The organism is Pseudomonas sp. FG29, assembly GCF_057809355.1.
In genome coordinates, this window is the sequence record NZ_JBMDJU010000003.1 from 173,922 (window position 1) to 199,713 (window position 25,792).

Sequence of the window (25,792 nt, forward strand, 5' to 3'; positions counted from 1 at the left end):
CCATGACACCCTGCATCCTGGTGCTCAACGGCCCCAACCTGAACCTGCTCGGAACCCGCGAACCGGCCACCTACGGCCACGAGACCCTGGCCGATATCTCCCGCCTGTGCGCCGACACCGCTGCCGAGCACGGCCTGACCATCGAGTTTCGCCAGACCAACCATGAAGGTGAGCTGATCGACTGGATCCACGGTGCACGCGGACGCTGTGCCGGCATTCTGATCAACCCGGCGGCCTGGACACATACCTCGGTAGCCATCCGCGACGCCCTGGTGGCCAGCGAACTGCCGGTGATCGAAGTGCACCTGTCCAACGTGCACAAGCGTGAGCCCTTCCGCCAGCATTCGTTCGTCTCGGCCATCGCGGTCGGGGTGATCTGCGGCCTGGGCAGCCAGGGCTACCGTCTGGGGCTCGAATATTTCGGCCAGTCGCTCAAGGGGTAAGACACATGTCCAGCGTTTCTTCCGGCATCCTCGCCGGTCTCATCGGCCGCGGTATCCAGGCCTCGCGCACGCCGGCCATGCACGAGCGAGAAGGCGACGCCCAGGGCTTGCGCTATCTCTATCGACTGATCGACCTGGATCAACTCGACCTCGATATCGATGCCCTGCCCGCCCTGCTTACCAGCGCCCAGCAAATGGGCTTTACCGGCCTGAACATTACCTTCCCGTGCAAGCAGGCGATCATTCCGTTGCTCGACGAACTGTCTGCCGAGGCCCGTGGCATCGGCGCGGTCAACACCGTGGTGCTCAAGGACGGTAAGCGCGTCGGGCACAACACCGATTGCCTGGGTTTTGCCGAGGGCTTTCGGCGCGGACTGCCCAACGTCAGCCGCCGCCGTGTGGTGCAAATGGGCGCCGGTGGTGCCGGCGCGGCAGTGGCGCACGCGCTGCTGGCAGAAGGTGTCGAGCGCCTGTGCCTGTTCGAGGTGGAGCCCGGCCGCGCTCAGGCGCTGGCGGATAACCTCAACGCCCACTTCGGCGCCGGTCGCGCCGTTGCCGGCGAGGATCTGGCCTGTGAAGTCGCAGCCGCTGACGGCCTGGTCAACACTACGCCCGTGGGCATGGCCAAGCTGCCCGGCACACCGCTGCCGGTGGAGCTGCTGCATGCCGGGTTGTGGGTTGCCGAGATCATCTACTTCCCGCTGGAAACCGAACTGCTCCGTCACGCCCGCGCACTCGGCTGCCGCACGCTGGATGGCGGCACCATGGCGGTGTTCCAGGCAGTCAAGGCGTTCGAGCTGTTCAGTGGCCGTGCCGCCGATGCCGAGCGCATGCAGGCGCACTTCGCCAGTTTCTGAAGCTGTAAACCGACAAGCCTCTGGCCGCAATGCTGCGGCCAGGGGCTTATTTTTGGGTTCTCTGCGGAGTCACAGGGAAAGAGTCTTGATACCGGACTGGCAATACGGTGTTGGTTGTTCTTGTGTCTGTTCCGGATTGCCGCGTTTTTACTGATGTTTCTGGTTTCGCCCTCCCGGGCGAGTGACTTTGCGGGCAAAGTCACCAAACCCTTCCGCCCGTTCATCCGGCCCTCGCTGCGCGAGGGTTCGCTCACTCCATCGCCGTTCCAGAGGCCCGACCGGATGCGGCCCACCGACGGTGGGCCATCCATGGCCCATCGCGGCTCTCGCGACATCCATGTTGCTCGACCTCTTCCACGACGATTCCGTTCGCCCTCCTGGGCGGGCTCTGTACGCGCCTGAACCTGAGGCAACCCAGAAGCTGTTCGGAGTGGTCTAGCAGGAGCAAGAGCAGCCGATGTGGCTACTGAGTTAAACCAATAGTTTCAGGCGCGCGAATGGCCCCTTCAGGAGGGTGAGTGGAATCGTTGCGCAGAGGGGCGAGCGGCATGGATGCCGCGAGATACCGATGGCGGCCCCGCTTAAAGGGCCAGGGACGGCCCTTGTAAGCCGACCCTCGGAGCAGCGATAGAGCGAACGAACCCGGCGAAGCCGGGGCCGGATGTCAGGGCCAAGACTTTTTGCCTTCTTTTGTGGCGTTTGACAAAAGAAGGTCGCCGGGGGGCGAAACGGGAGCTGTCAGCAGAATGCCGATAAGCAGCCTGAACACCGAAAATGACAGCAAATCCACACAAACTTGCCAGTCCAGTATTAACCAAGCAGCCCTCTAAACAACAAAGAACCTCTTCCACGGGACTGGAAATCAGCGCTGGATATAGCGCAGCACCGCATCACAGATCATGGTCTTGTGCCGCTGACGGACGTCCTCGTCCGGCAGGTCGATCTGGAAGATCTCACCAAAGGTATGCCGGTTGGACACGCGATAGAAGCAGAACGAGCTGATCAGCAGGTGCACGTCGAGCACATCGATGCCTGGACGGAACACGCCCTCCTCCTCGCCGCGACGCAAGGTCTTGCCGAGGGTATCGAGCACCACGTTACTCATCTGGCGGATGGCCGGCGACTGCTTGACGTACTCGCCGTAGTGGATGTTCTCGATGCTGACGATACGCACGAAATCGACGTTGTGGTCGTGGTGGTCGAAGGTGAACTCCACCAGTCGACGGATCGCCAGCGCCGGCGGCAGCGACTCCAGATCAAGACGGCTCTCGGTGCCCCGGATATCGCCGTAGAGCTTGACCAGTACCTCGACGTAGAGCTGCTCCTTGCTGCCGAAGTAGTAGTAGATCATCCGCTTCGACGTCGCGGTGCGTTCGGCAATGGCGTCCACACGGGCGCCGGAGAGGCCCTGCTGGACGAACTCGGTGACGGCAGCCTGGAGAATGTTCTCGCGGGTCTTCTCCGGGTTGTTCTTGCGCGCCTTGCGCACGGCCTCGGTGGGCACGCTGGCAAGGCCAATGGCGGCTTCGGTCATACGGCTGTGATCTTTTTATAGGTATGGACAGGGATGAAGTATGGCAGGCCGGCAGATGGCTGGGCAGCGCTGAGACGACACGTCACAGCCTGCCCGCGCTCACAGCCGGGGCCGCTTCAGGCCACCGTTGCGCGCCTTGGCCATGGCCGCCAGGCGCACTGCGACGTTGGCCGCGCCGTAGCCTACGTAACCATTCTTGCGCTGGATGATCTCGAAGAAGAAACGCTCCTCGAACGGTTCGGTATAGACGTGGAACAGCTCGCCGCCCTGAGCGTCACGGTCGTACAGGACGTTGTAATAGGCCAGCTCGCTGAGGAATTCATCGTCGAAGTCGAAGCGCGCGGCCAGGTCGTCGTAGTAGTTCAGCGGAATCTCGAGCAGCGGCACACCGGCCTCCTTGGCCCTGGCCACCTCGGCGAAGATGTCCTCGCAGGAGAAGGCGATATGGTGCACGCCAGAGCCACGGTAGCTGGACAACGCATGAGCGATGGCGGTGTTGCGGTTCTCCGAGATGTTCAGCGGCAGGCGTACCGAACTGCAGCGGCTGCGGATCGCACGGCTCTTCACCAGGCCGTACGGGTCGGGTAGCACCACTTCGTCATCGGCCTCGAAATCCAGCAGGCTCTTGTAGAACAGCACCCAGCTATCGAGCGAATCGGCCGGCAACGCCAGGGCCATATGGTCGATGCGCTGCAGGCCGCCACTGGTCTGCGCGGCTGCATCCAGGCTGAAGTCGGTGTCGTAGAGGCTTTGCCCCTCGGCGCCCTGCTCGACCAGATAGATCAGGCTGCCATCCGGCGCGCGTACCGCCGGCACCTCACGCTCGTTGGGGCCGACCAGGCCACGATAGGGCTGGCCGCGATAGTCGCAGGCGCGTTGCAGAGCCGCCGACTCGTTCTTGACCCGCAGCGCGGTGGCACACAACGACGGGCCGTGCGCCTCGAAGAAGTTGTGCGCGAAGGAATAGGGCTCGGCGTTGAGCACGATATTGATGTCGCCCTGACGCAGCAGGCTGACATCCTTGGAGCGGTGCTGACCGGCGCGGGCGAAACCAAGGCGCTCCAACCAGTTGCCCAAACGGGCACCGACCGCCTCGTCGACGGCGAATTCGAGAAACTCCACCCCTTCGTAGCGGCTGGCAGGCGGTGGCGTGAACAGTACGCCTGGCTCGATGGCGTGGCCTTCCTTCTCCAGGCGCTTGTGGGTCTTCTCTTCGAGATACAGCAGCGAGCGCAGACCATCGGCGGCATTCTGCCGGGTCGGCGCGGCGCGGAAGCCGTCGTTGAAGATTTCCAGCGACAGCGGGCCGCGATACCCCGTGCGCAGGATTGGCGCGAGGAAACCGGCCAGGTCGAACTCGCCCTGCCCCGGGAAGCAGCGGAAGTGGCGGCTCCACTCCAGCACGTCCATGGCCAGGATCGGCGCATCGGCCATCTGCACGAAGAAGATCTTGTCGCCGGGAATCTCGGCGATGGCGCTCGGATCGCCCTTCAGCGAGAGGGTGTGGAAGCTGTCGAGGATCATGCCCACCGCCGGGTGATCCGCCTGGCGTACCAGGTTCCACACCTGCTGGTAGGTATTGACGTGTCGGCCCCAGGCCAGCGCTTCATAACCGATACGCAGGCCCCGTGCGCCGGCACGCTCGCCGAGCAGGCGCAGGTCATCGATGAGGATCTCATCATCGCCCAGGGAGTCGGCGGCGACGTTGCTGCACACCAGCACCAGGTCGGTGCCGAGCTCCTGCATCAGGTCGAACTTGCGCTCGGCGCGGTCGAGGTTGCGCTGCAGGCGGTCACGGCGGCAGCCCTCGAAGTCACGGAACGGCTGGAACAGGGTGATGGCCAGGCCCAGATCGGCGCAGCGCTTGCGAATTTCGCTGGGGCTGCCGTCGTAATAGAGCAGGTCGTTCTCGAAGATCTCCACGCCATCGAAGCCGGCGGCGGCGATGGCTTCGAGCTTCTCGGGCAGGGTACCGCTGAGGGAAACGGTGGCAATTGAACGCTGCATAGACGGACGGCTCCGGGTTGGAACGCGCCGTGGCAGGCTGGTGATGGTTATCCGGCTGTTTCGCAGCCCCTCACGCAGCCGGTTGGTCGGCGCTCATGAATTGTTCGTTACCCGGATTATTGGCAGCACGTCGATACTCGGCAATGCAAAATGGACGAACCGGTTAGTTTTCAGTTCGATAATCGCACACTGCTTATTTTTGCACCGCCTTGCGACTCTGCCATGCAGCAGCCAAACCGCTCAGGCAGATGATCAGAATGCCGATCAGCGCGGTGGAATCGGGCGTGTGCTGGAACACCAGCCAGCCCAGCAGCCCGGCGAAGATGATCTGCACGTAGCCGAACGGAGCCAGCAGTGCCGGCGCCGCATGGCGGAAGGCGTGAGTCAGCAGCAGATGAGCCCCCATACCACAGCCTCCCAACGCCAGCATCATCAGGCCGTGGGTGAGGCTGGGCACTTCCCATACGAATGGCACCAGAAGACTCATCACCAGAGTGTTGACCAGGCCAGCGCAGAAATTGCTGGTAGCGGCGCTGTCCACGCCGCTCAAGCGCCGCGTCAGTATCTGGTAGAGGCTGAAGCAGAGCGCCGCACTGAGCGGCAGTAGCACCGCCGGCGTGAACAGGTTGCCGCCCGGATGAACGATGATCAGCACACCAATGAAACCAATGATCACCGCGACCCACTGCCCCCGACTGACGCGCTCGCCGAGCAGCGGCACCGAAAGCGCCGTCACCAGCAAAGGCGCGAGGAAGATCACCGACGTCGCCTCGGCCAGCGGGATGAACATCAAACCGGAGGTGAACAGCAGGCTGACGCCCAGCAGACACAGCGCCCGCAGCACCTGCAGCCCCGGACGCTTGGTACGCAGTACACGCAACCCCGATTGCGGCAGGAAGATCCCGGCCATCAACAGGGTATGCACCAGATAGCGCGCCCAGACGATGAGGATGATCGGATAGAAACCCGACAGGTACTTGGACATGGTGTCGTGGCTGGCGAATAGAAAGGTCGCCAGCACCATCAGGCCAATGCCCTTGAATGGCTGGTTGGGGCCAGATAGCGGGGTAAGGCTCATGAATTACCTGAGACAGCGCACAGGGCGCGAGATTGATAGCAAGACAACTAACTATACACCCATAGCCTGCTCAGGCGCCTCGGCCAATCGTCCGAAGGCCAGGGCGAATTCATCCGCACTCTGCCAGCACTCTGCGGGTTTTCTCCAGCGCCAGAGACGCTCGCTGCAGGGCACTGACGCCCTGATCCAGCAACTGCCGGGTGGGAATTTCCAGGCTCAGCGGGATGTTCGCCGGCAGGGAGCGCAGCAGCCCATGCAGGTCGCAGTCGCCGTCACCTGGGAAGCGTCGCTCGTTGCGGGCCTGGCGCAGGATTTCGTCCATGTCGTCCGGACGCGGCCCGGCGACGTCGCACAGCTGGGCGTAGCGCAGCCGCGAGGGCGGGATGCTGGCCAGGTCCGCCAGGCGCGAGGCGCTGCGGTCGAAGTGGAAAGCATCGACCAGCACGCAACCATTGGGACGATCCGCCGCCGCGACGATGCGCACGGCCTGGGTCAGATCGCGGGCGTTCGTCCAGGGCATGAACTCCAGGTGCGGGTGCAAGCCATAGTGCAGCGACAGGTCACAGAGCGCGGCGAAATTGTCGGTCAGCCGCGCCTCGTCTGGGTCGTTGCCGGCCACCAGCAGCTCGCTGGCGCCACACTCGGCGCCGACAGCGAGGATCGACTCGAAATCAGCGACGCGGGTGTCCGGCTTCAGGCGCAGGATTTCCACATCGAGCACCCGAACGCCGGTGTCGCGCAGGCGCTGCAGCGTCTGCGCGCGCAAACCGGCATCGGCCACCAGCGGGAAGTGATGCTCCTCGGGCGTGGCCGGCACCAGGCGCAGGCCAACATGGCTGTAGCCGGCGCGGGCGGCGACCTCGACCATCTCCGGCGGCGACAGCTCGAGCACAGTGAGGGCGGCCAGGGAAAGAATTCGTTCGCTCATGGGAAATCTCTCGCTCAAAGAATCTGTGGAGCGCAGGCGCGCCCCGTTTCGGCGGCCTGGCGAATGGCCTCGACCAGCGCCAGGGTGCGCCCAGCATCGGCAGCGCTGACCAGCGGCGCCACCTGGCCACGGGCGACCCGGACGAAGTGTTGCAACTGCAGGCGCAGCGCTTCGTCGGCGTTGAACGCCTCCTGCGTGCGCAGCAGTGGCTGGTGCCAGCCGGCGCCGTCCTCGGCGTACTGCCAGCGCTTGAGCTGGGGAATGCTCAGGGCGCCACGGGTGCCGGCGAGCAGATAGCAGGGCTGGTCGGCCTGCTGCGGGTAGACCGGGTTCTCCCCGGAATCCAGCTCCCAGCTCCAAGGCGCGGCAACCGCATCGGAGCCGGTCAGGCTGCCCAGCGCGCCGTTGTCGAACTGCAGCAGCACGGCGACGCTGTCCTCGTTGGCAAAACCGCGCACGGCATTGCTGGTGATGGCCTGCACCTGGCGCACTTCACCGCATAGGTGACGCAACAGGTCGAGGTCATGGATCAGGTTGGTCAGCAACATGCCGGCACCGGCCTCTCGACGCCAGGGGATGTCGTAGTAGCTGTCGGGCTTTTGCACCTGCCACAGGGCAGTGACGGTAGTCAGTCGCCCCAGCGCGCCCTGCTCGATCAGCTCACGGGCGCGGGCGATCAACGGGTTATGACGGCGATGATGGCCGACCAGCACCTGCACGCCCGTGCGCTCACTGGCCGCGACCAGTTCACGTACTTCATCCAGATGCACGCCCACCGGTTTTTCCAGCAGCACCGGCACACCGGCGGCGAGGCAATCGAGCGCGGTGCTGACATGCAGGGCATTGGGGTTGGCGATGATCACCGCTTCGGGACGAGCCTCATCCAGCATCTGCCGGTAATCAGCGAAGTACGGCACGCCGCATTCAGCCGCGAACTCGGCAGCTTGTGGGCCTGGGTCGGCTATGGCACACAGTTGCGCCTCGGCGAGTGCCTGCAAGTGCTGGTGATGCTGACGGCCCATGACACCGGCGCCGATCAGGGCAATACGCAAGGGGGAAGTCACGCGTGGTTCCTCTTGTTGTCGTGCTCGCGTGGGTGCGCCGAATGCAGCAGGCGCAGACTTTTAATATTTAGAACTCAGTTCCAAAAAATCCGCAAGACGAAAATTCGAGGCGTACGACAGCCCCCAGAAGTTGGCGTGGAGGGCTCACTGAGCGAGCCAAGGCCCGCCGCAACGTCAAATCGCGATTAACAACGCGTGGGAGGGGCTTTATCCGCGAACCTTTTTCGCGGCTAAAGCCCCTCCCACGTTTTTTGTGCTGATTGCTACCCGGCCCGGGCGTTTCGCGGCTGAAGCCGCTCCTACGACAGGGTGGCAGTGTCAGCCGATCAGGCGAACAGCTCGGAGGCGGGACTGGCGGCGGCCAGCTCGGTAGCGGCGGCCAGCAGCTCGGGAGCCAGTTGCTCGATGCGGCTCAATGGCAGGCGCGCGCTGGGCCCGGCGATACTCAGCACGCCGATGGCCCGCCCCTCGAGCGGATGGCGCACCACCGCTGCCAGCGCCGCAGTGCCCAGCGACGAGCTTTCCATGACCCAGGCATAGCCCTGCTGGCGCGCCAGGACCAGACGCTGCAGCAGTTCCTGCTCGTTACGTGGCGCGTTGGGGCCGAACTCGGCCGGATCGGCCACGCCCTGGCGCGCCACCAGCGCCAGCGCCTCGGCATCGCTCATGCTGGCCAGCCAGGCATGCCCGGAAGCGGTGTAGAACAGCGGCGCGTCGCGGCCCATGTCCGGGTCGTAGCGCAGGCCGGAGCGCGCGCCCTGGCTCTTGGCGATCCAGGTCTGCCGCTCGCCTTCGATCACTCCCAGGCGTACCAGCTCGCCACTGCGCTCGGCCAGTCCATCGAGGATCGGCTGCACCACGTCGGCACCGCTGTTGGCCAGGTAGCGAAAACCCAGGGCGACCAGCTTGGTCGACAGGCGATAGCGACTGGTGCGTTCGTCCTGACGTACGTAGCCCAGGCGAATCAGCTCGGCGAGCATGCGATGGGTCGCGCTCTTGGGTATCTCCAACTCATCAGCCAGGGCCTGCAACTGCACGCCGCGAGCATCGCGGGTGAGGCTTTCGAGAAGGCTGAGCGCACGTTCGATCTGACTGCCGGCCATGGGGGAATCCTGAAAAATGTGCGCCGATTCTAAGAGACAAGCGGCCCGCCTGACAGCCCACCCCTCTGGATGCAGGCGAGCAGACGCGCGATACTGCGATGACGGCAGGAATGTACTAACTGGTTCGTTCTTGTTCGTTTATCGAACAAAACCCGATTTGACGAATTGAAATGGCCAGCAGGGTCGGCCCACTATGCCGACACGCCTGAAACGTAGCGCGCTCTGCCAGACACCTTGCGCCGCGTCCACTTCAGCAGCCAATAAATATAAGAAGGTCGATTGCCATGTCTCAGCCCAAGCACTTGCGTGCCCCGGCCACACCAGCGTCCGCTTCGGTCGCTCAGCGCTCCAGCATGAGCGTCCTGCTCGAAGACTGGACCTCCCTGTCATCCTTTGCCGTACCGGTCATGGCACCTGCCGCCATCACCGGCGAGCCCGCGCGCGTCCGTCGCGGCATGCTTGCCCGGCTCCCCTGGGTACGACGCTTCAGCGCCGTCTGACCACCCCGATTCCTTCCCCGCACTCACTCTGTCGGAGCGATAGCATGAACAAGACAGACAAGATGCTGGTCGGCGAGCGCACCTGCTGCGCGCTGCTGCTGGTATTCAGCCTGGCGATCTTCTACCTGGCCTACCAGATTTCCGGCTTCTCCTCGGCCAACTCCCCGGGCGCCTTCCCTCTGGGCGTGGCGCTGGTGATGCTGCTGTCGGCGATCAAGATCACCTTCGAGATGTTTGGCAAGGCCAAACCGGACTGCGACGGCTGGCTCGATGCCTTCCAGCAGTTCCGTCGTCAGCATTTCCCCAAAGCGGTCCTGATCTTTGGTCTGCTGGCCGTGGTCTACCTGGCGGCCATTCACTGGGCCAGTTTCTACGTCAGTACCTTCTTCTTTCTGGTGCTGTCGATCGTCTACCTGCGTGGCGGCAGTCGCGTGCTCAACGCGGTGGTGATCGCCGGCGTGCTGCTGCTCCTGATCTATCTGCTGTTCAGCCTGGCTTTCAGCGTTTACCTGCCATAACGAGGCACCCGAGATGAGCGATAACTTTTCCTACCTGCTGATGGCCTGGAGCGACCCGCAGCTGCTGATGCTGACGGCGCTGGGCACCTTCGCCGGTATCTACATCGGCGCCATCCCCGGGCTGTCGGTGACCATGGCGGTGTCGATCCTGGTGTCCTTCACCTTCTCCTGGGACGTCAACGACGCCCTGGCGCTGATCGTCGGCATCTTCATCGGCGGCGTGTACGGCGGCTCGCGCAGCGCCATCCTCCTGAACATTCCCGGCGCGCCCTCCTCGGTCGCCACCGCGTTCGACGGCTATCCCCTTGCGCAACAAGGTGAAGCCGGGCGCGCCATCGGCCTGAGCACCGTGATGTCGGTGATCGGCGGCCTGGTCGGCACCCTGGTGCTGGCCAGCGCCGCACCGGTGATTGGTGATCTGGCGCTGAAATTCGCCCCGCGTGACTACTTCCTGGTCGCCGCCATCGGCCTGCTGCTGGTGGGCAGCCTGTCCGAAGGTTCGCTGGCAAAGGGCATCTTCGCGGCGGCGCTGGGTGCAGTGATCGGCCTGGTGGGCATGGATCCGGTCACCGCCGAAGGGCGCTTCACCCTCGGGCAGGTCGAGCTGATGGGCGGCATCCACTACGTGGTGCTGATGATTGGTCTGTTCGGTGTCGCCGAAGCCTTCTATCAACTGCACAACCTCGACAGCCCGGCCGTGCGCCAGAAAGTCGACAAGATCCTGCCGTCCTTCGCCATGGTGCTGAAGTTCCTGCCGCTGTCGATCCGCACCTCGCTGATCGGCGTCATCGTCGGCGTGCTGCCCGGCGTGGGTGGCGACATCGCCGCGCTGATGGCCTACGACCATGCCAAACGCACCGTGAAGAACCCGACCAAGCCCTTCGGCAAGGGTGCCTACGAAGGCCTGGTGGCCCCGGAAACCGCCAACAGCGCGGCGGTCGGCGGCGCCTATGTGCCGATGCTGACCCTGGGCATGCCCGGCGACGCGGTAACCGCCGTGATCATCGGTGCCCTGGTGGTGCATGGCCTGAACCCCGGCCCGATGCTGATGGTGGAAAACCCGCACATCTTCTACTTCACCGTCGGCAACCTGCTGCTGGCCAACATTTTCCTGATGGTCTTCGGCCTGATGGGCGTGAAGCTCTTCGCCAAGTTCGTGGAGATGCCCAAGGCCGTGCTGATCCCGCTGATTCTGGTGCTCTGCGTAGTCGGCACCTACTCGATCAACAGCAGCATGACCGAGGTGTACTGGATGCTCGGCTTCGGCGTACTCGGCTACCTGATGAAGATCTTCGGCTTCCAGATGGGCCCGATCATCCTCGGCGCCATCCTCGGCCCGCTGATGGACACCTCGTACCGCCAGGCCATGTCCTCGGCCGGCGACCACCCGCTGGAGCTGCTGCAAGGTCTGGTTACCAGTCCGCTGTCGATGATCCTGACCAGCGGCGTGGTGCTGATCCTGCTGGGCAACACCCCGCTGCTGAAGAAGATCAAGAACAAGTTCAGCCCGGCTTCGGCCCGCAGCTGATCGCCAATTCACCCGGCATGCCCCGGCCTACAGGGGCTCACAACAACAACCGATGGAGAGTCTCCACATGTTCAAATCGCTACTGACCGGCGCCGCCCTCGGCCTCAGCGCCCTCACCATGGCTCTGCCGGCCCATGCCGAATACCCCGAGCGCAGCATCCAGGCAGTCATTCCCTGGGGCGCCGGCGGTGCTACCGACAACGTCATGCGCAGCCTGACCCCGTATGTGGAGAAGGAGCTGGGCGGCAAGTTCATCCTCAACAACCGTCCGGGCGGCACCGCCGTGATCGGCAGCACCTTCGTCAAGACCCAGCGTCCCGACGGCTACACCGTTCTGCTCGGCGCCGAGAACCCGCAGCTGTACAAGGTGCTGAAACTGGCTGACTTCGACTACGCCGACTTCTACCCGGTGAGCATCATCGGCCAGAACGTGGTGGTGATCGCCGCCAACGCCGACGCGCCGTTCAACAACATGGCCGAGTTGCTGGCCGCCGCCAAGGCCAATCCGGACACCCTGCGCATGGGTTCCACCGGCGCCGGTGGCCTGCCGAGCACTGTCAGCGCGATGATCAACGCAGTCGACGAGTTGAAAGTGCGTGAAGTGACCTTCGGCGGCGACGGCCCCGGCATCACCGCGCTGATGGGCAACCACATCGACTTCATGCCGCTGAGCCTGGCCGCCGCGCGCGAGCTGGTACGCAGTGGCAAGCTCAAGGCCCTGGCCGTGTTCGCCACCGAGGAAACCCCGGAGCTGCCGGGCGTGGAGCCGATCACCAAGTCGCTGCCGGCCATCGCCGAGTACCTGCCGTGGGGCCCGTTCTGGGGCGCCTTCGTGCGCAAGGACACCCCGGATGACGTCAAGCAGAAGCTGGTCGAAGCCTATGCCAAGGCCGTGGCCAACCCCGAGTTCCAGGGCTTCCTGAAGAACTTCGGCGCGCAGAGCCTGAACCTCAACGGTGCCGAGGCCGAGGAATTCCTCAAGCGCTGGCAGTCGGTTACCACCTGGTCGATGTACAAGGCCAAGGCCATCGAGATTGCCCCGGACTCGGTCGGCATTCCCAAGCCCTAATCCCTTGCTGATCCGCCGCCGGCCGACCTGAGCCGGCGGCCCCTTACCCCTCGTTTTTTGCGTATCTGCGCACGCGGAGGGGTTCGTGCGCGCTGAACACTCTGTCAACCAAGAGGAACAACAACAATGAAATCCACCCTGACCCATCTGCTACCCAGCGCCCTGGCGCTGGCTGTCATCGCTGCCCTGCCGGTCGGCGCCCAGGCCGCCGGCTTCGTCGACGACGCCAAGGTCTCGCTGAACCTGCGCAACTACTACTTCAACCGCAACTACCTCAACCATTCCGGGCCGCGCCTGAATGGTGACGACCAGTCCCAGGCCGAAGGCTGGACACAGAGCTTCATCCTCGATGCCCGCTCCGGCTTCACCGAAGGCACTGTCGGCTTCGGCCTCGATGTGCTGGGCCTGTACAGCATCAAACTGGACGGCAGCGACACCGTGGCCAACAGCCAGTTGCTGCCGATCCATGACGATGGCAAGCCGGCGGATCAGTTTGGTCGTACCGCCGTCGCCGCCAAGGCGAAAATCTCCAAGACCGAGCTGAAGGTTGGCGAATGGTTCGCCGTGCTGCCAATCCTGCGCGCCGACGATGGTCGCTCGCTGCCGCAGACCTTCAAGGGCGGGCAGATCACCTCCAATGAGATCGACGGCCTGACTCTGTATGGCGGTCGCTTCAACGGCAACAGCCAGCGCAACGATGCCAGCATGGAGCGCATGTCGTTCAGCCTCAGCTCCACCCAGGTATTCAAGTCCAGCGCCTTCGACTTCGCTGGCGGCGAGTATCGCTTCAACGACAACCGCACCATGGTCGGCGCCTGGCGCGCCGAGCTGCAGGACGTGTACCAGCAGAACTACCTGCAACTGACCCACAGCCAACCGGTCGGTGACTGGGTGCTCGGCGCCAACCTCGGCTACTTCAACGGCAAGGAAGATGGCGCGGCCAAGGCCGGCGATCTGGACAACAAGGTCTACCAGGGCAGTTTCTCGGCCAAGACTGGTAACAACACCTTCACCGTGGCGTACCAGAAGCTCAGTGGCGACACCAAGTTCCTGCGCGTCGACGGCGCCAGCGGCGGCAGCCTGGTCAACGATGCCTTCACCGCCAGCTTCGACAACCCCGAAGAGCGCTCCTGGCAGTTGCGTCACGACTACAACTTCGCCGGTCTCGGCATTCCCGGCCTGACCCTGATGAACCGCTACATCAGCGGCGACAACATCAAGACCGCCAGCAATGACGACGCCGAAGAGTGGGGCCGCGAATCCGAGCTGGCCTACACCATTCAGGAAGGCAGCCTGAAGAACCTCAGCGTGCGCTGGCGCAACTCGGACATCCGTCGCGATGTCGGCCAGGATTTCAACGAGAACCGCCTGATCATCAACTACCCGCTGTCCCTGCTGTAAAGGCTGCACCGCTTCACGATTGACTCCAATGTGTTACGGCACCTTTGGCCCGTCCTTGCGACGGGCCTTTTTCTGCCCCGAGTTCGAGGACTTACCGCCATGCGCTGGATTATCGAACGCACCGCCGATCTCAAGGTCGGGCACAAACTGCTGATCGGCTTCTCGCTGGTGATGCTACTGACCCTGGCCGTCGCGTTGGGTGGCTGGCGCACTGCCGCCGATATCCTGCGCCACAACGCGCAGTTCGCCCATGCAGCCGAACTGCAGCAAGGCATCCTGCAATTACGCCTGCTGGAAAAGGATCACCTGCTTGCGCCACAGGCCGGGCATGACCGCCAAGTGCTCGCCGCACGCGACAGTATCGCCACGCAACTCGCACCACTGCACGACGCGGCCCTGCCTGTGGCTGGCCTGCTCAGCGGCATCGATGAATACCGCAAACGCTTCGAGCGTTTGCGCAGCGCGCAGAAGGAAGCCAGCGCCGCGCAGACCGGCATGGCCATTCGCGCCGACGAAGCGCTGATCCAGTTCGACATGGTCACCCAGGATCAATTCAGCCTCCTCCGCGACCAGTTGCTCGACGGTGCAAGCGATACCAGCAACACTCTCGAGCAAGCCGAAGCCGCTGCACGACTGCGCCAGTTGCTGCTGCAGCTGCGCCTGGCCGAAGCAGCCTTCATCAACACCGGTGAAGCGGCACAGGCCGATGACTGGCAACGCCAGTTCGACAGCATGATCGATGCAGCCAAAGCGCTGCACCCAAACCTGGCCAGCCTGCAACAGGCCTCCCTGGACGAGGCCATACGGGCACTGCAGGAATATCGCGACTCATTCGCCCATTACCGTGACAGCCTGGCCAACGAGGCCGCCAGCCGCGTGCAACTGAGCGAGCTGGCGCAAGGCATGCTGCAGCAGGGCAATACGCTGCAACAGCAACAACAACAGGCCATCGCCGCAGAAAACCGCCACGCCCTGCTGCGTTTGGCGCTGCTGACCAGCGCCGCGCTGCTGCTAGCCTTTGGCGCCACGTGGCTGATTCGCCGGCTGATCGTCAGCCCGCTGCAGCAATGCCTGCGCCTGGCCGAACAGGTGGCGGCGGGTGATCTCGGCGGCCTGCACCTCCGTGCCGGGCGCGATGAAGCCGGGCAATTGCTCACAGCCCTGCAACGCATGCGTGAAAACCTGCGCGAGCTGATCGGCCAGATCGACGGCAGCGCCACCCAGATCGCTGCCGCCGCCGAACAGTTGTCCGCCGTGAGTGAACAGACACGCGCCGGTGTCCACGAGCAGAGCCTGGAATCGAACCAGACCGCCAATGCCATGCAGCAGATGGTCAGCAGCGTGCAACAGGTCGCTGGCGACGCCGAACAAGCCTCGCAGGCGGCCCGCCAGGCCGAGCAGCAAAGCCATGATGGCGACCAGCGCGTACGCGAAGTGATCACTCGCATCGAACGCCTGGCCGCTGAAGTGCTCGACACCGGCACCACCGTCGGCCAGGTACAGGCCGAAAGCCTGCGCATCGGCAGCGTGCTGGACGTGATCAAATCGGTCGCCGAGCAGACCAATCTGCTCGCTCTCAACGCCGCCATCGAAGCAGCACGCGCCGGAGAACAGGGTCGCGGCTTCGCCGTGGTCGCCGATGAAGTGCGCGCCCTGGCCCGTCGCACCCAGGACTCCACCCGCGAGATCGAAGCCCTGATCGAAAGCCTGCAGCAACGAGTTCGCCAGGCCGTGACCCAGACCGAGTCCAGCCAGCACCTGAGCCAGGACGCGGTCGCCAGCGTCGAACAGGCCGGGCACAGCCTAACGCGCATCAACCAGGCGGTGGCTGTGATCGAACGGATGAACCAGCAGATTGCCAGCGCCGCCGAGCAACAGAGCGCGGTCGCCATGGAAATCAACCGCAGCCTGGAAAACGTGCGCAGCATCGGTGAGCAGAGCGCCAGCGCCACCGAACAGACCGCCCTGTCCAGCGCTGAACTGGCCAGGCTCGGCGGTGAACTGCAGGAACGTATCGGCCGCTTCCGCAGTTGAGGCAGAACGCTGCATTTCCGTGGGGGCGCTCTAGCTGCGGTAGCTAAACAATCGCGGCTAAAGCCCCTCCCACAGGTAAACACTCGAATCGGCGCCCACGCCTTCAGGCCACCCCGTGGGAGGCGCTTCAGCGGCGACGGCTCTTGAGCCTATCCACAGTGAAACTGATGCCTGCACCATTCCAGCGGCGGCAAAGCGCACGACAAATGGCCGCTAACCGCACGACATCCCAAGCCCTTCTTTCCCACCACCCTTGGCGCCTCCGTGCGCTCAACGTAAAATCCGGAACAATGTTCCAATAAATACAAAATCCGGAGACCTGCCATGCCCCATGCTCAACTCGATTGCGACCTGCTGGTGGTCGGCTCCGGCGCGGCTGGATTGGCCGCTGCCGTCAGCGCTGCGCACCTGGGCAAACGGGTGATCCTGGTGGAGAAGGATGCGGTGCTGGGCGGAGCAACCGCCTGGTCCGGCGGCTGGCTGTGGGCGCCGCGCAACCCGCTGGCCCAGCGCGCGGGCATCGTCGAGGACATCGAGCAGCCGCGCACCTACCTGCGCAACGAACTGGGCGAGCATTATCGCCCCGAGCTGGTGGACGCCTTTCTGCAGAACTGCCCGGACATGGTGGCTTTCTTCGAGCAGCACACCGCACTGCAGTTCGTCGATGGCAACGGCATCCCCGATATGCACGGCGAGACGCCCGGCGCTGCCACCGGCGGCCATCAGGTGATCGCCGCGCCCTACGATGCCCGCGAAGTGCTCGACCTGCTGCCGCGCTTGCGCAAGACGATGCGCGAGACCTCCTTCATGGGCATGCCGATCATGGCCGGCGCCGACCTGGCAGCCTTCCTCAACATGACCCGTTCACCCAAGGCGCTGCTGCACGTCATCCGGCGCTTCACCAGCCACCTCTACCACCTGGCCCGCTATGGCCGCGCCATGCACCTGGTCAACGGTGTGGCGCTGGTCGCCCGTCTGGCGCGCTCGGCGCAGGATCTCGGCGTGCAGATGCTGGAATCCACGCCCGCGCAGCGCCTGATCATCGAGAACGGCAGCGTATGCGGCGCCGTGGTGCTGCATGCCGGCGAGGAAATGACTATCCGCGCCAAGGCCGTCGTGCTCGCGGCGGGCGGTTTTCCCAATGATCCGCAACGGCGCCAGGCGATGTTCCCGCGCGATACCAGCGGCCATGACAACCTCGCCTTACCGCCGCTCAGTTGCTCCGGCGATGGTTTGCGCCTGGGAGAATCAGCCGGAGGGCGTGTAGCCGATGACCTGCGCTCGCCAGTGGCCTGGGCGCCAGTGTCCAAGGTGCCCTACCCCGACGGCAGCGTTGGCCACTTCCCGCACATCATCGACCGCGGCAAGCCCGGCATCATCGGCGTGCTGCAAACCGGCCAGCGCTTCGTCAATGAGGCCGGTGGTTACTACGACTACGTCGACGCCATGCTCAAGGCGATCCCCGAGGATCAGGAAGCCTGCTCCTGGCTGATCTGCGACCACCGCTTCCAGCGCCGTTATGGCCTCGGCTTCGCCCGCCCGGCACCGCTGCCGGTGTCGCCGCATATCCGCAACGGCTACCTCAAGCGCGGCGACACCCTCGAAGAGCTGGCCGTTGCCTGTGGCATCGACCCACTTGGCCTGGTCGCCACCGTCAGCGAATTCAACCGCTACGCGCGCCTTGGTGAAGACCCGCAATTCGGCCGTGGCAGCACGCCCTTCAACCGCCGCAGCGGCGATGCCCAGCACGCCGGCCCCAACCCCTGCGTGGCACCCATCGAGCAAGGCCCGTTCTATGCAGTGAAGGTGCAGCCGGGCTGCTTCGGTACCTTCGCCGGCTTGCGCACTGATGGGCAGGCGCGCGTGCTTGATGACGAAGGCCAACCGATACCCGGGCTGTATGCAGCAGGCACCGATATGGCCAGCCCGCTGGGTGGTCACTACCCCTCGGGCGGCATCAACATTGGGCCAGCGCTGACCTTCGGCTATATCGCCGGACGCCACGCGGCCAAGATCTGAGACTCACCCGCCACGGATGGCGGGCATAAAAAAGCGCCGCCCGAATGCGTGGTTCGGGCAGCGCTGCATTGCTCGTAGGAATCAGTCTTCCAGCGATTCGACGCCCAGCTCGTCCCACACGGCTTCGGCCAGGTGGAAGGTGGCGTTAGCCGCCGGGATGCCGCAGTAGATGGCGCTCTGCATGATCACTTCCTTGATCTCTTCGCGGCTCACCCCGTTGTTCTTCGCCGCACGCAGGTGCAACGTCAGTTCACCCTCGCGGTTCATGCCGATCAGCATGGCGATGGTGATCAGGCTGCGGGTGTGGCGTGGCAGGCCCGGGCGCGTCCAGATATCACCCCAGGCGTGACGGGTGATCATCTCCTGGAACTCTTCGTTGAACGGCGTCAGGTTCTGCAGGCTGCGGTCGACATGGGCATCGCCCAGTACCGCGCGGCGCACCTGCATGCCGGCGTCGTAGCGTTGTTTCTCATCCATCGATCAATCCTCGAAGAAGGCGTGTGCTCAGGCAGTCAGGAAGACCAGCACGCGCTGGCTGAAATCATCGCCAGCCTGCACGTTGGACAGGTGCGCGGCGTGGAACTCCACCAGTTCGGCGCCTGCGATGCGCTCCTGCATGAAGCAGCCATGCTCGACCGTGGTGACCGGATCGCCGCTGCCGCAGACGATCAGCGTCGGCGCCTTGATGTTGCCGAGCTGCTCGCGGTAATCGGCATCACGCACCGCCGCACAGTTGGCTGCGTAGCCTTCGGGCGAAGTCTGCGCCAGCATGCCGACGATGGGCTCGACCTTGTCCAGATTGGACTCGGCGAAGTCGGCGGTGAACCAGCGCGAGATCGACGCATCACGCAGATCACGCATGGCCTGCGCGCCACCGGCCAGCACGGTTTCGATGCGCGGGTTCCACACCTCCGGCGTACCGATCTTGGCGGCGGTGTTGCACAGCACCAGGCGCTCGATGCGCTCGGGCGCGTTGATGCCCAGCCACTGGCCGATCAGGCCACCCATGGACAGGCCGCAGAAATGCGCCTTGGCAATGCCCAGCGCATCGAGCAGGGCCAGCACGTCGCGGCCGTTCTGTTCGATGCTGTACGGGCCCTCGCTCACCAGCGAGGCGCCGTGACCACGGGTGTCGTAGCGCAGCACCTGGAAGTGCTGAGTGAAGGCCGGGATCTGCGCGTCCCACATGTGCAGGTCGGTACCCAGCGAGTTGGACAGCACCAGCACCGGCGCACCAGCCGGGCCTTCGAGTAGGTAGTTCAGGTCGCCATCGGCGAGACGTACGGCAGGCATGGACAACTCCTAAGAGGAAAATTGCGTGTGTTCGGCAACGGCGCGCTCGACCCAGCGGCGGGCCTGGCCCAGGTAATGCGCAGCATCGAGCAGGCGATCCAGCTCGGCAGCAGAAAGTTGTGCGCTGACTTCGGCATTGGCACCGAGCACCACGCGCAGATGAACGCCCTCGCGCACGGCCTGTTTGCAGCACTGCTCGATCAGGTGATGAGCCGCGTCACGGCCGATCTTCTGCGCCAGGGCGATGCTCACCGCCTCGGCCAACACCAGCCCCTGGGTCAGCTCCAGGTTGGCGCGCATGCGCGCGGCATCCACCTCCAGCCCCGGCACCACCAGCAGCGCCTGCTGCAGGGCGCCGGAGACCAGGCAGCACAGCTCCGGCAGGGTGTCCCACTCGGCATGCCACAGACCGAGGCTGCGCTCGTGCTCCTGCGGCATCGCGCTGAACATGGTCGCCACCAGGCCCGGCGCTCGCGTCGCGGCACCGATCAACACCGCGGCGCTGACCGGATTACGCTTGTGCGGCATGGTGGACGAACCGCCCTTGCCCGGCGCCGACGGCTCGAAGACTTCGCCGGCTTCGGTCTGCATCAGCAAGCTGAGGTCGCGACCGAGCTTGCCCAGGCTGCCGGCGATCATCCCCAACAGGCTGGCGAATTCCACCAAACGATCACGCTGGGTATGCCAGGGCTGCTCGGGCAGGGTCAGTTCCAGCTCCTGCGCCAGCGCTCCGCTGACCGACCAGCCGGCATCACCGAGCGCCGCTAGGCTGCCGGAAGCACCGCCGAACTGCAGGCTCAGCAAGCGCGGTTTGAGCTCGCTCAGGCGCTGACGATGGCGGGTCACGGCGCCGAGCACACCGGCCAGCTTCATGCCGAGGGTGACCGGCGTGGCCTGCTGCAGCCAGGTACGCCCGGCCAGCGGGGTGTCGATATGACGCTCGGCCTGCGCCGCCAGGGCATCGGCCAGCTTCGCCAGATCGCTTTCCAGCAGGCCAATGGCCGCGCGCAGTTGCAGCACCAGGCCGCTATCCATGGCGTCCTGGCTGGTGGCGCCGAGGTGCACGTAGCGCTCGGCCTCCGGGTTCGTGGCGGCGATACGCTTGCCCAGCGCCTTGACCAGCGGGATGGCGGAATTACCCGCCGTGGCGATGGCCTGGGCCAGCGCCGGGTAATCGTAGAGCTCGGCCTTGCAGGCCGCCTCGATGGGCGCCACGGCCTCGGCGGGGATCACCCCCACGCGCGCCTCGGCCCGCGCCAGGGCGGCCTCGAAATCGAGCATGCCCTGCACCCGTCCGGCGTCGCAGAAGATCGCGCGCATGGCCGGCGCGGTGAAATAGGCATCGAAAAGTTGGTTGCTCACGCGCGCAACGCTCCTGGGAAAAATGTACGGCTAGTGTGGCATCAACCGGCGGCGCCGCACACGGAGGGTGCCTGTGGGAAGGGCTTTAGCCGCGACGGAATAAAAGCGTCGCCGCTGAAGCGCCTCCCACAAGGTTCACACCCGCTCGATGGCCAGCGCCAGGCCCTGGCCGACGCCCACGCACATGGTCGCCAGGCCGAGTTTGCCGCCGGTCTTTTCCAGGTGATGCACGGCGGTGAGCACCAGGCGGTTGCCGCTCATGCCCAGCGGGTGGCCGAGGGCGATGGCGCCACCGTTCGGGTTGACCTTGGCGCTGTCGTCCGGTAAGCCGAGCTCGCGGGTGACAGCCAGACCCTGGGCCGCGAAGGCCTCGTTCAGCTCGATCACGTCGAACTGCTCGATGCTCAGGTTCAGCCGCGCCAGCAGCTTGCGCACCGCCGGCACCGGGCCAACGCCCATGATGCGTGGCGCCACGCCGCCGCTGGCCATGCCCAGCACCTTGGCACGCGGCTTCAAGCCGTACTTCTGCACCGCTTCGGCAGAGGCCAGGATCATTGCCGAGGCACCATCGTTGAGGCCCGAGGCGTTGCCAGCAGTGACGGTCTTGCCTTCGCCGTTGACCGGCTTGAGCTTGGCCAGGCCTTCAGCCGTGGTGTCGGCACGCGGGTGTTCGTCACGGTCGACGACGATCTCGCCCTTCTTGGTCTTGATCACCACCGGGACGATTTCCTCGGCGTAGTAGCCGCTCTCCTGAGCCGCCGCCGCACGCTGCTGGCTGCGCAGGCCGAAGGCGTCCTGGTCGTCGCGGCTGACGCCGTAGTCCTCGGCGACGTTGTCACCGGTGACCGGCATCGGATCGACGCCGTACTGCGCTTTCATCAGCGGGTTGACGAAGCGCCAACCCAGGGTGGTGTCTTCCAGCTTCTGACCACGACCAAAAGCGCTGTCGGCCTTGCCCATCACGTAGGGCGCGCGGGTCATGGACTCGACGCCAGCGGCGATGGCCAGTTCCATCTCGCCCGTGGCGATGGCGCGGAAGGCAGCACCGACCGCCTCCATGCCCGAGGCACACAGGCGGTTGAGGGTCACGCCCGGCACCGTTTCCGGCAGGCCGGCGAGCAGCAGCGCCATGCGCGCGACGTTGCGGTTGTCCTCGCCGGACTGGTTGGCGCAGCCCATGAACACCTCATCGACCGCCGACCAGTCGACCTGCGGGTTACGCTCGATGAGCGCCTTGAGCGGAATCGCCGCCAGGTCGTCGGCACGCACCGCCGACAGCGCGCCATTGAGGCGGCCAATGGGTGTGCGGATGGCGTCGCAGATGAATACGTCGCGGCTCATTCTTCACCTCCGGCCTGGCCGTGGGCGGCGGCGGTACGCGCTTCCAGGTCACGCAGCGCAGCCAGTTCGGCGGCGGTCGGTGCCTCGGTGGTGCCTACGCTGTCGGCGAAGCGGATCTGCCAGCCGGTATTCTCGATCACCTGCTCGCGGGTCACGCCCGGATGCAGCGAGGTGACGATAAATTCGTTGCTGCCGGCTTCCGGCTCCATGATGCACAGGTCGGTGATGATCGCCACCGGGCCGTCGCCTGGCAGGCCCAGACGCTTGCGATGGTCACCGCCCTCGCCGTGACCGACCGAGGTGATGAAGGCCAGCTTGTCGACGAAGGTGCGATGGCCCTGCTTGAGGATGATCAGCACCTTCTTCGCCGAGCCTGCGATTTCCGGCGCGCCACCGGCGCCTGGCAGGCGCACTTTCGGCGCGTTGTAGTCGCCGATCACGGTGGTGTTGATGTTGCCGTACTTGTCGACCTGAGCCGCGCCGAGGAAGCCGACGTCGATGCGCCCGCCCTGCAGCCAGTAGCGGAAGATTTCGCCGGTCGGCACCACGGTGTCGGCGGTTTCCGCCAGCTCGCCGTCACCGATGGACAGCGGCAGCACGCTCGGCTTGGCGCCAATCGGGCCGGATTCGTAGATCAGCACCACTTCCGGGGCGTGAGTCAGGCGCGCCAGGTTGGCGGCCTTTGACGGCAGGCCGATGCCGACGAAGCAGACGCTGCCATTGCCGAGGCGGCGTGCGGCGGCCACGGTCATCATTTCATTGGTGTTGAACGCGCTCATCACTTGGCCTCCCCATTCACTTTCGCCTGGTACTGCGCAAAATCCTCGGTGCCACGGATGTACTCATCGATCCAGGCGGTGAAGGTGTCGCGGTCGCGGGCAATCGGATCCCAAGCCTGGTAGAAGCGGTTGTCACGCTCGTAATAGCCATGGGCGTAGGACGGATGGGCACCGCCAGGCACCACGCAGACCGCGCTGATGGCCCAGGTCGGCAGCACGCAGGCGTTCATCGGCGCCTCAAGGTCGTCGACGATTTCTTCGACGGTGACGATGCAGCGCTTGGCGGCCAGGGCGGCTTCCTTCTGCACGCCAAGGATGCCCTGGATCAGCACGTTGCCCTTGCGGTCGGCCTTCTGCGCGTGGATCACGGTGACGTCCGGGCGCACGCTGGGGATCGCCGCCAGCTTCTCGCCGCTGAACGGGCACTCGATGAATTTGATGTCCGGGTTGACCTTGACCAGGTCGGAACCCTGGTAGCCACGCAGCACGGCGAACGGCAGGTTGGAGGCACCGGCGACATAGGCGTTGGCCATGGCCGCGTGGCTGTGCTCGCTGATCTCCAGCTTGTGCGGCCAGTGCTTCTCGACCGCGTCGCGCAGGCGGTGCAGCGAACCGACACCGGGGTTACCGCCCCAGGAGAAGGTCAGCTTGCGCGCGCAACCGGCACCGATCAGCAGGTCATAAACCAAGTCCGGGGTCATGCGCACCAGATGCAGGTCTTTCTTGCCCTGGCGGATCAGCTCGTGAGCAGCGGCAGTAGGAATCAGGTGGGTAAAGCCTTCGAGGGCGATGCAATCGCCGTCGTGGACATGGCGCGAAATAGCCTCGCGCAGGGTGATGATGTCGGCCATCGTGGTGTTCTCGTCAGGTGGCAGTTACCGGGTGACTGCCACCTTAAAAAACGACCCGAAGGAGAACAATCCGATAATCGCCATACGGGGCGATTATCGAACGACTTCCATTTTCAGGCTGGACGGAACAGTTGGCTGCTCAACTCGCGACTGGCACTGAGCATCAGCGGCAGAAAGCGCTTCTCCAGCTCGGCAGTCGGTACCCGGCTGGCGTGGGTGCTGATGTTCATCGCGGCCAGCACATGGCCGGCCGAATCGTAGACCGGCACCGCCAGCGAACGCAGGCCCTGCTCCAGCTCCTGATCGACCACGCACCAGCCCTGGTGGCGCACGCGCTGCAGGCATTCCCACAGCGCTTCGGGGGTGTGCAGGGTGCGGCTGGTCTTGGGTTGCAGTTCGGCGTGGGCCAGGTAGTCCTGCAACTGGTCATCGTCCAGCGCAGCCAGCAGGATGCGCCCCATCGATGTGCAGTAGGCCGGCAGGCGGCTGCCGACGCTCAGATCCACCGAAATCAGCCGCTGGGGAATCGCCGAGCGGGCGATGTAGAGCACCTGCTCACCTTCCAGCGTGGCCAGGTTGCAGGCCTCGTGCAGTTGCTCGCTGAGGCGGTCGAGAAACGGCTGCGCGGACACTGCCAGCGGTGTCGAAGACAGGTAGGCATGGCCCAGCGTGAGCACCTTGGGCAGCAGCGAATAGGTGCGCCCGTCGGTGGTGACGTAGCCCAGCTTCATCAGCGTATACAGGCAGCGGCGTACGGCCGCGCGCGGTATCTCGGTGCGGTGGCTGATCTGTGCGATGGTCAGGTGGCGCTTGCGCTCCTGAAAGGCGTTGATCACCGCCAGACCACGGGCCAGGGAGGTCATGAAATTGGGGTCGCCGGCGAACTCTTCGATGCGCTTGGCCGGCGACACGTAGGGAGGTGGCGCCAGGCTGGCAAGGGGCGGACGGGTTTCGCTCATGGAACCTCCGAAGCAGGGCTGACAGCACCTGGCGATTATCGAACCATCGTGCGGTTATCGTAAATAGGCGAAAACAGGTGGCCCGTAAGAGGGGATTCAGTCGCGACTGCCGTAGATTCGAATTGGCTTGTAGATACCCAATAGAAGCTCGCCGCTGAAGCGCCTCCTACAGGCTTCAGCCTGGTAATAATCCCTGCCAGCGCAGCAACGCGAGCACCGCGCTGACGCTGAAGAAGGCCAGCACGGTGCAGGCCACCAGAGCGGCGGCGCAGCGTTCTTCGAGGCCGAAGCGCTGACCGAGGATGGGGAACACGCTCATCATCGGCGCACTGGCGAACAGCAGGCCGGCGACCATCAGTGCCGGATCGACACCCGGCATCAGCCACAACGCGGTGAACATCAGCAACGGATGCAGGATCAGCTTGCCGATGGAGGCCTGCGCCACGTCGGCGGCCATGCCACCGACCTTGAGCCCGTTGAGCGAAGCGCCGATGACGAACAACGCCAACGGCGCCGATGCCCCCGCCAGCATCTCGATCGCCCGCGCCGGTACGACCGGCAGGCGCAGCTCCAGCAGCGACATGCTCAAGCCCAGCACGATGGCGATGATCAGCGGATTGCGCAGCAGGCGCAGCAGCGTTTCGCGCACCACTGCCCACCCCTGCCCGCCCTGGCGGCCCGCCTCGGCGATGGCCAGCGCCAGCGGAATCATCAGCAGGTTCTCCACCAGCATGCCCAGCGCCATGGCCAGCGCGGCCGTATGGCCGATGACCATGGCCGCGATGGGGTAGCCGATGAAACCGCTGTTGGACACCGACATACCCATGGCCAGAATCGCACTGGAAGACAGGCTCTGCCCGCGCCAACGCAGCGTCAGCAGCAGGCCAAAGCCGAACAGGCTCAGCGAGGCCAGGGCATAGGCGCCCAGGTAGGGCCAATTGAGCACTTCGCCCAGGCTGCGCTCGACCAGCGCCTTGAACACCAGCGAGGGCAGCGCGAAGTGGATGACGAAGGTGCCCATGCCACGGGCCTGCTCGCGATTGACCAGGCCGATACGGGCGGACAAAAAGCCCAGGCCGATGATGATGAAGATAGGGGCGGTGATGCTCAGAACAGCCAGCATG

General features: G+C 64.8%; 23 protein-coding genes and 1 pseudogene. 10 read left to right on the forward strand and 14 right to left on the reverse strand.

All coding sequences use genetic code 11. The features are described 5' to 3' along the window. The first annotated feature begins 2 nt into the window (after positions 1–2). Complete coding sequence (aroQ, locus tag ACODS1_RS06050) at positions 3–443, forward strand: type II 3-dehydroquinate dehydratase (RefSeq protein ID WP_322980266.1); 441 nt, start codon at positions 3–5, stop codon at positions 441–443. Positions 444–448: 5 nt separating this feature from the next. Further along, positions 449–1,300, forward strand: coding sequence for a shikimate dehydrogenase (locus ACODS1_RS06055; RefSeq protein WP_489084942.1), 852 nt, complete (start codon positions 449–451; stop codon positions 1,298–1,300). 862 nt (positions 1,301–2,162) lie between these two features. On the opposite strand, the gene ACODS1_RS06060 is transcribed toward ACODS1_RS06055, so the two are convergent. The 6 genes from ACODS1_RS06060 to ACODS1_RS06085 all read right to left on the reverse strand — a co-directional run bounded on the left by ACODS1_RS06060 (position 2,163) and on the right by ACODS1_RS06085 (position 9,014). Beyond that, positions 2,163–2,834, reverse strand: a complete 672-nt coding sequence (locus ACODS1_RS06060) for a TetR/AcrR family transcriptional regulator (protein ID WP_489084943.1) — start codon at positions 2,832–2,834, stop codon at positions 2,163–2,165. Positions 2,835–2,933: 99 nt separating this feature from the next. Continuing rightward, positions 2,934–4,841, reverse strand: coding sequence for a 3-dehydroshikimate dehydratase QuiC (quiC, locus tag ACODS1_RS06065; RefSeq protein WP_489084944.1), 1,908 nt, complete (start codon positions 4,839–4,841; stop codon positions 2,934–2,936). Positions 4,842–5,034: 193 nt separating this feature from the next. Then, positions 5,035–5,919, reverse strand: a complete 885-nt coding sequence (locus tag ACODS1_RS06070) for a DMT family transporter (protein WP_489084945.1) — start codon at positions 5,917–5,919, stop codon at positions 5,035–5,037. Between the two features lie 109 nt (positions 5,920–6,028). Continuing rightward, positions 6,029–6,847, reverse strand: a complete 819-nt coding sequence (locus ACODS1_RS06075) for a sugar phosphate isomerase/epimerase family protein (protein WP_489084946.1) — start codon at positions 6,845–6,847, stop codon at positions 6,029–6,031. 14 nt (positions 6,848–6,861) lie between these two features. Beyond that, positions 6,862–7,911 carry a Gfo/Idh/MocA family protein gene (locus ACODS1_RS06080; RefSeq protein ID WP_489084947.1) on the reverse strand — a complete coding sequence of 350 codons (1,050 nt, stop codon included), beginning with the start codon at positions 7,909–7,911 and terminating at the stop codon, positions 6,862–6,864. Positions 7,912–8,237: 326 nt separating this feature from the next. Then, entirely contained in the window at positions 8,238–9,014 is a 777-nt protein-coding gene (locus tag ACODS1_RS06085; protein WP_489084948.1) for an IclR family transcriptional regulator, read from the reverse strand. A 284-nt stretch (positions 9,015–9,298) separates the two neighbouring features. On the opposite strand from ACODS1_RS06085, the gene ACODS1_RS06090 reads away from it, so the two are divergent. From ACODS1_RS06090 to ACODS1_RS06125, 8 genes and pseudogenes are all read left to right on the forward strand, one after another. Further along, positions 9,299–9,514, forward strand: a complete 216-nt coding sequence (locus ACODS1_RS06090) for a hypothetical protein (RefSeq protein WP_489084949.1) — start codon at positions 9,299–9,301, stop codon at positions 9,512–9,514. Between the two features lie 44 nt (positions 9,515–9,558). Further along, positions 9,559–10,032, forward strand: coding sequence for a tripartite tricarboxylate transporter TctB family protein (locus ACODS1_RS06095; protein ID WP_322980276.1), 474 nt, complete (start codon positions 9,559–9,561; stop codon positions 10,030–10,032). Between the two features lie 13 nt (positions 10,033–10,045). Then, complete coding sequence (locus ACODS1_RS06100) at positions 10,046–11,560, forward strand: tripartite tricarboxylate transporter permease (protein WP_322980277.1); 1,515 nt, start codon at positions 10,046–10,048, stop codon at positions 11,558–11,560. Positions 11,561–11,627: 67 nt separating this feature from the next. Further along, a complete protein-coding gene (locus tag ACODS1_RS06105) occupies positions 11,628–12,629 on the forward strand; it encodes a tripartite tricarboxylate transporter substrate binding protein (RefSeq protein ID WP_017362024.1) in 1,002 nt (333 codons plus the stop codon). 126 nt (positions 12,630–12,755) lie between these two features. Then, entirely contained in the window at positions 12,756–14,030 is a 1,275-nt protein-coding gene (locus tag ACODS1_RS06110) for an OprD family porin (protein WP_489084950.1), read from the forward strand. A gap of 171 nt (positions 14,031–14,201) precedes the next feature. After that, positions 14,202–15,209, forward strand: a pseudogene (locus ACODS1_RS06115) (methyl-accepting chemotaxis protein); the annotation flags it as partial. Continuing rightward, positions 15,201–16,064 (forward strand): methyl-accepting chemotaxis protein, encoded by an 864-nt coding sequence (locus ACODS1_RS06120; RefSeq protein WP_489085017.1) that lies wholly within the window; start codon positions 15,201–15,203, stop codon positions 16,062–16,064. The pseudogene ACODS1_RS06115 and the gene ACODS1_RS06120, both read left to right, overlap by 9 nt. 324 nt (positions 16,065–16,388) lie before the next feature. Continuing rightward, positions 16,389–18,083: an FAD-dependent oxidoreductase gene (locus tag ACODS1_RS06125; RefSeq protein WP_489084951.1), complete on the forward strand. Its 1,695-nt coding sequence runs from the start codon at positions 16,389–16,391 to the stop codon at positions 18,081–18,083. A gap of 81 nt (positions 18,084–18,164) precedes the next feature. On the opposite strand, the gene pcaC is transcribed toward ACODS1_RS06125, so the two are convergent. From pcaC to ACODS1_RS06165, 8 genes are all read right to left on the reverse strand, one after another. Beyond that, positions 18,165–18,560, reverse strand: a complete 396-nt coding sequence (gene pcaC / locus ACODS1_RS06130; protein ID WP_322980281.1) for a 4-carboxymuconolactone decarboxylase — start codon at positions 18,558–18,560, stop codon at positions 18,165–18,167. 27 nt (positions 18,561–18,587) lie between these two features. Further along, positions 18,588–19,376, reverse strand: a complete 789-nt coding sequence (gene pcaD, locus ACODS1_RS06135) for a 3-oxoadipate enol-lactonase (protein WP_489084952.1) — start codon at positions 19,374–19,376, stop codon at positions 18,588–18,590. Positions 19,377–19,385: 9 nt separating this feature from the next. Next, positions 19,386–20,738 carry a 3-carboxy-cis,cis-muconate cycloisomerase gene (locus ACODS1_RS06140; RefSeq protein WP_489084953.1) on the reverse strand — a complete coding sequence of 451 codons (1,353 nt, stop codon included), beginning with the start codon at positions 20,736–20,738 and terminating at the stop codon, positions 19,386–19,388. 135 nt (positions 20,739–20,873) lie between these two features. Next, positions 20,874–22,079, reverse strand: coding sequence for a 3-oxoadipyl-CoA thiolase (pcaF, locus tag ACODS1_RS06145; RefSeq protein ID WP_489084954.1), 1,206 nt, complete (start codon positions 22,077–22,079; stop codon positions 20,874–20,876). Beyond that, positions 22,076–22,858: a CoA-transferase subunit beta gene (locus ACODS1_RS06150; protein WP_489084955.1), complete on the reverse strand. Its 783-nt coding sequence runs from the start codon at positions 22,856–22,858 to the stop codon at positions 22,076–22,078. The genes pcaF and ACODS1_RS06150 overlap by 4 nt, the downstream gene beginning before the upstream one ends. Beyond that, the gene (locus ACODS1_RS06155) at positions 22,858–23,709 is read right to left on the reverse strand and encodes a CoA transferase subunit A (protein WP_489084956.1); all 852 of its coding nucleotides are present in this window, start codon (positions 23,707–23,709) and stop codon (positions 22,858–22,860) included. Before ACODS1_RS06155 ends, ACODS1_RS06150 begins: the two co-directional genes overlap by 1 nt. Positions 23,710–23,822: 113 nt before the next feature. Further along, positions 23,823–24,668, reverse strand: coding sequence for an IclR family transcriptional regulator (locus tag ACODS1_RS06160; protein ID WP_489084957.1), 846 nt, complete (start codon positions 24,666–24,668; stop codon positions 23,823–23,825). 175 nt (positions 24,669–24,843) lie between these two features. Then, the gene (locus ACODS1_RS06165; RefSeq protein WP_489084958.1) at positions 24,844–25,791 is read right to left on the reverse strand and encodes an AEC family transporter; all 948 of its coding nucleotides are present in this window, start codon (positions 25,789–25,791) and stop codon (positions 24,844–24,846) included. Position 25,792 lies beyond the last annotated feature (1 nt).

Bases quoted from the DNA above. Each gene is read 5' to 3' on its own strand.
- aroQ (WP_322980266.1), top strand. From the start codon at position 3: ATGACACCCTGCATCCTGGTGCTCAACGGCCCCAACCTGAACCTGCTC.
- ACODS1_RS06055 (WP_489084942.1), top strand. From the start codon at position 449: ATGTCCAGCGTTTCTTCCGGCATCCTCGCCGGTCTCATCGGCCGCGGT.
- ACODS1_RS06060 (WP_489084943.1), bottom strand. From the start codon at position 2,834: ATGACCGAAGCCGCCATTGGCCTTGCCAGCGTGCCCACCGAGGCCGTG.
- quiC (WP_489084944.1), bottom strand. From the start codon at position 4,841: ATGCAGCGTTCAATTGCCACCGTTTCCCTCAGCGGTACCCTGCCCGAG.
- ACODS1_RS06070 (WP_489084945.1), bottom strand. From the start codon at position 5,919: ATGAGCCTTACCCCGCTATCTGGCCCCAACCAGCCATTCAAGGGCATT.
- ACODS1_RS06075 (WP_489084946.1), bottom strand. From the start codon at position 6,847: ATGAGCGAACGAATTCTTTCCCTGGCCGCCCTCACTGTGCTCGAGCTG.
- ACODS1_RS06085 (WP_489084948.1), bottom strand. From the start codon at position 9,014: ATGGCCGGCAGTCAGATCGAACGTGCGCTCAGCCTTCTCGAAAGCCTC.
- ACODS1_RS06090 (WP_489084949.1), top strand. From the start codon at position 9,299: ATGTCTCAGCCCAAGCACTTGCGTGCCCCGGCCACACCAGCGTCCGCT.
- ACODS1_RS06095 (WP_322980276.1), top strand. From the start codon at position 9,559: ATGAACAAGACAGACAAGATGCTGGTCGGCGAGCGCACCTGCTGCGCG.
- ACODS1_RS06100 (WP_322980277.1), top strand. From the start codon at position 10,046: ATGAGCGATAACTTTTCCTACCTGCTGATGGCCTGGAGCGACCCGCAG.
- ACODS1_RS06105 (WP_017362024.1), top strand. From the start codon at position 11,628: ATGTTCAAATCGCTACTGACCGGCGCCGCCCTCGGCCTCAGCGCCCTC.
- ACODS1_RS06110 (WP_489084950.1), top strand. From the start codon at position 12,756: ATGAAATCCACCCTGACCCATCTGCTACCCAGCGCCCTGGCGCTGGCT.
- ACODS1_RS06120 (WP_489085017.1), top strand. From the start codon at position 15,201: ATGCGTGAAAACCTGCGCGAGCTGATCGGCCAGATCGACGGCAGCGCC.
- ACODS1_RS06125 (WP_489084951.1), top strand. From the start codon at position 16,389: ATGCCCCATGCTCAACTCGATTGCGACCTGCTGGTGGTCGGCTCCGGC.
- pcaC (WP_322980281.1), bottom strand. From the start codon at position 18,560: ATGGATGAGAAACAACGCTACGACGCCGGCATGCAGGTGCGCCGCGCG.
- pcaD (WP_489084952.1), bottom strand. From the start codon at position 19,376: ATGCCTGCCGTACGTCTCGCCGATGGCGACCTGAACTACCTACTCGAA.
- pcaF (WP_489084954.1), bottom strand. From the start codon at position 22,079: ATGAGCCGCGACGTATTCATCTGCGACGCCATCCGCACACCCATTGGC.
- ACODS1_RS06150 (WP_489084955.1), bottom strand. From the start codon at position 22,858: ATGAGCGCGTTCAACACCAATGAAATGATGACCGTGGCCGCCGCACGC.
- ACODS1_RS06155 (WP_489084956.1), bottom strand. From the start codon at position 23,709: ATGGCCGACATCATCACCCTGCGCGAGGCTATTTCGCGCCATGTCCAC.
- ACODS1_RS06160 (WP_489084957.1), bottom strand. From the start codon at position 24,668: ATGAGCGAAACCCGTCCGCCCCTTGCCAGCCTGGCGCCACCTCCCTAC.
- ACODS1_RS06165 (WP_489084958.1), bottom strand. From the start codon at position 25,791: ATGCTGGCTGTTCTGAGCATCACCGCCCCTATCTTCATCATCATCGGC.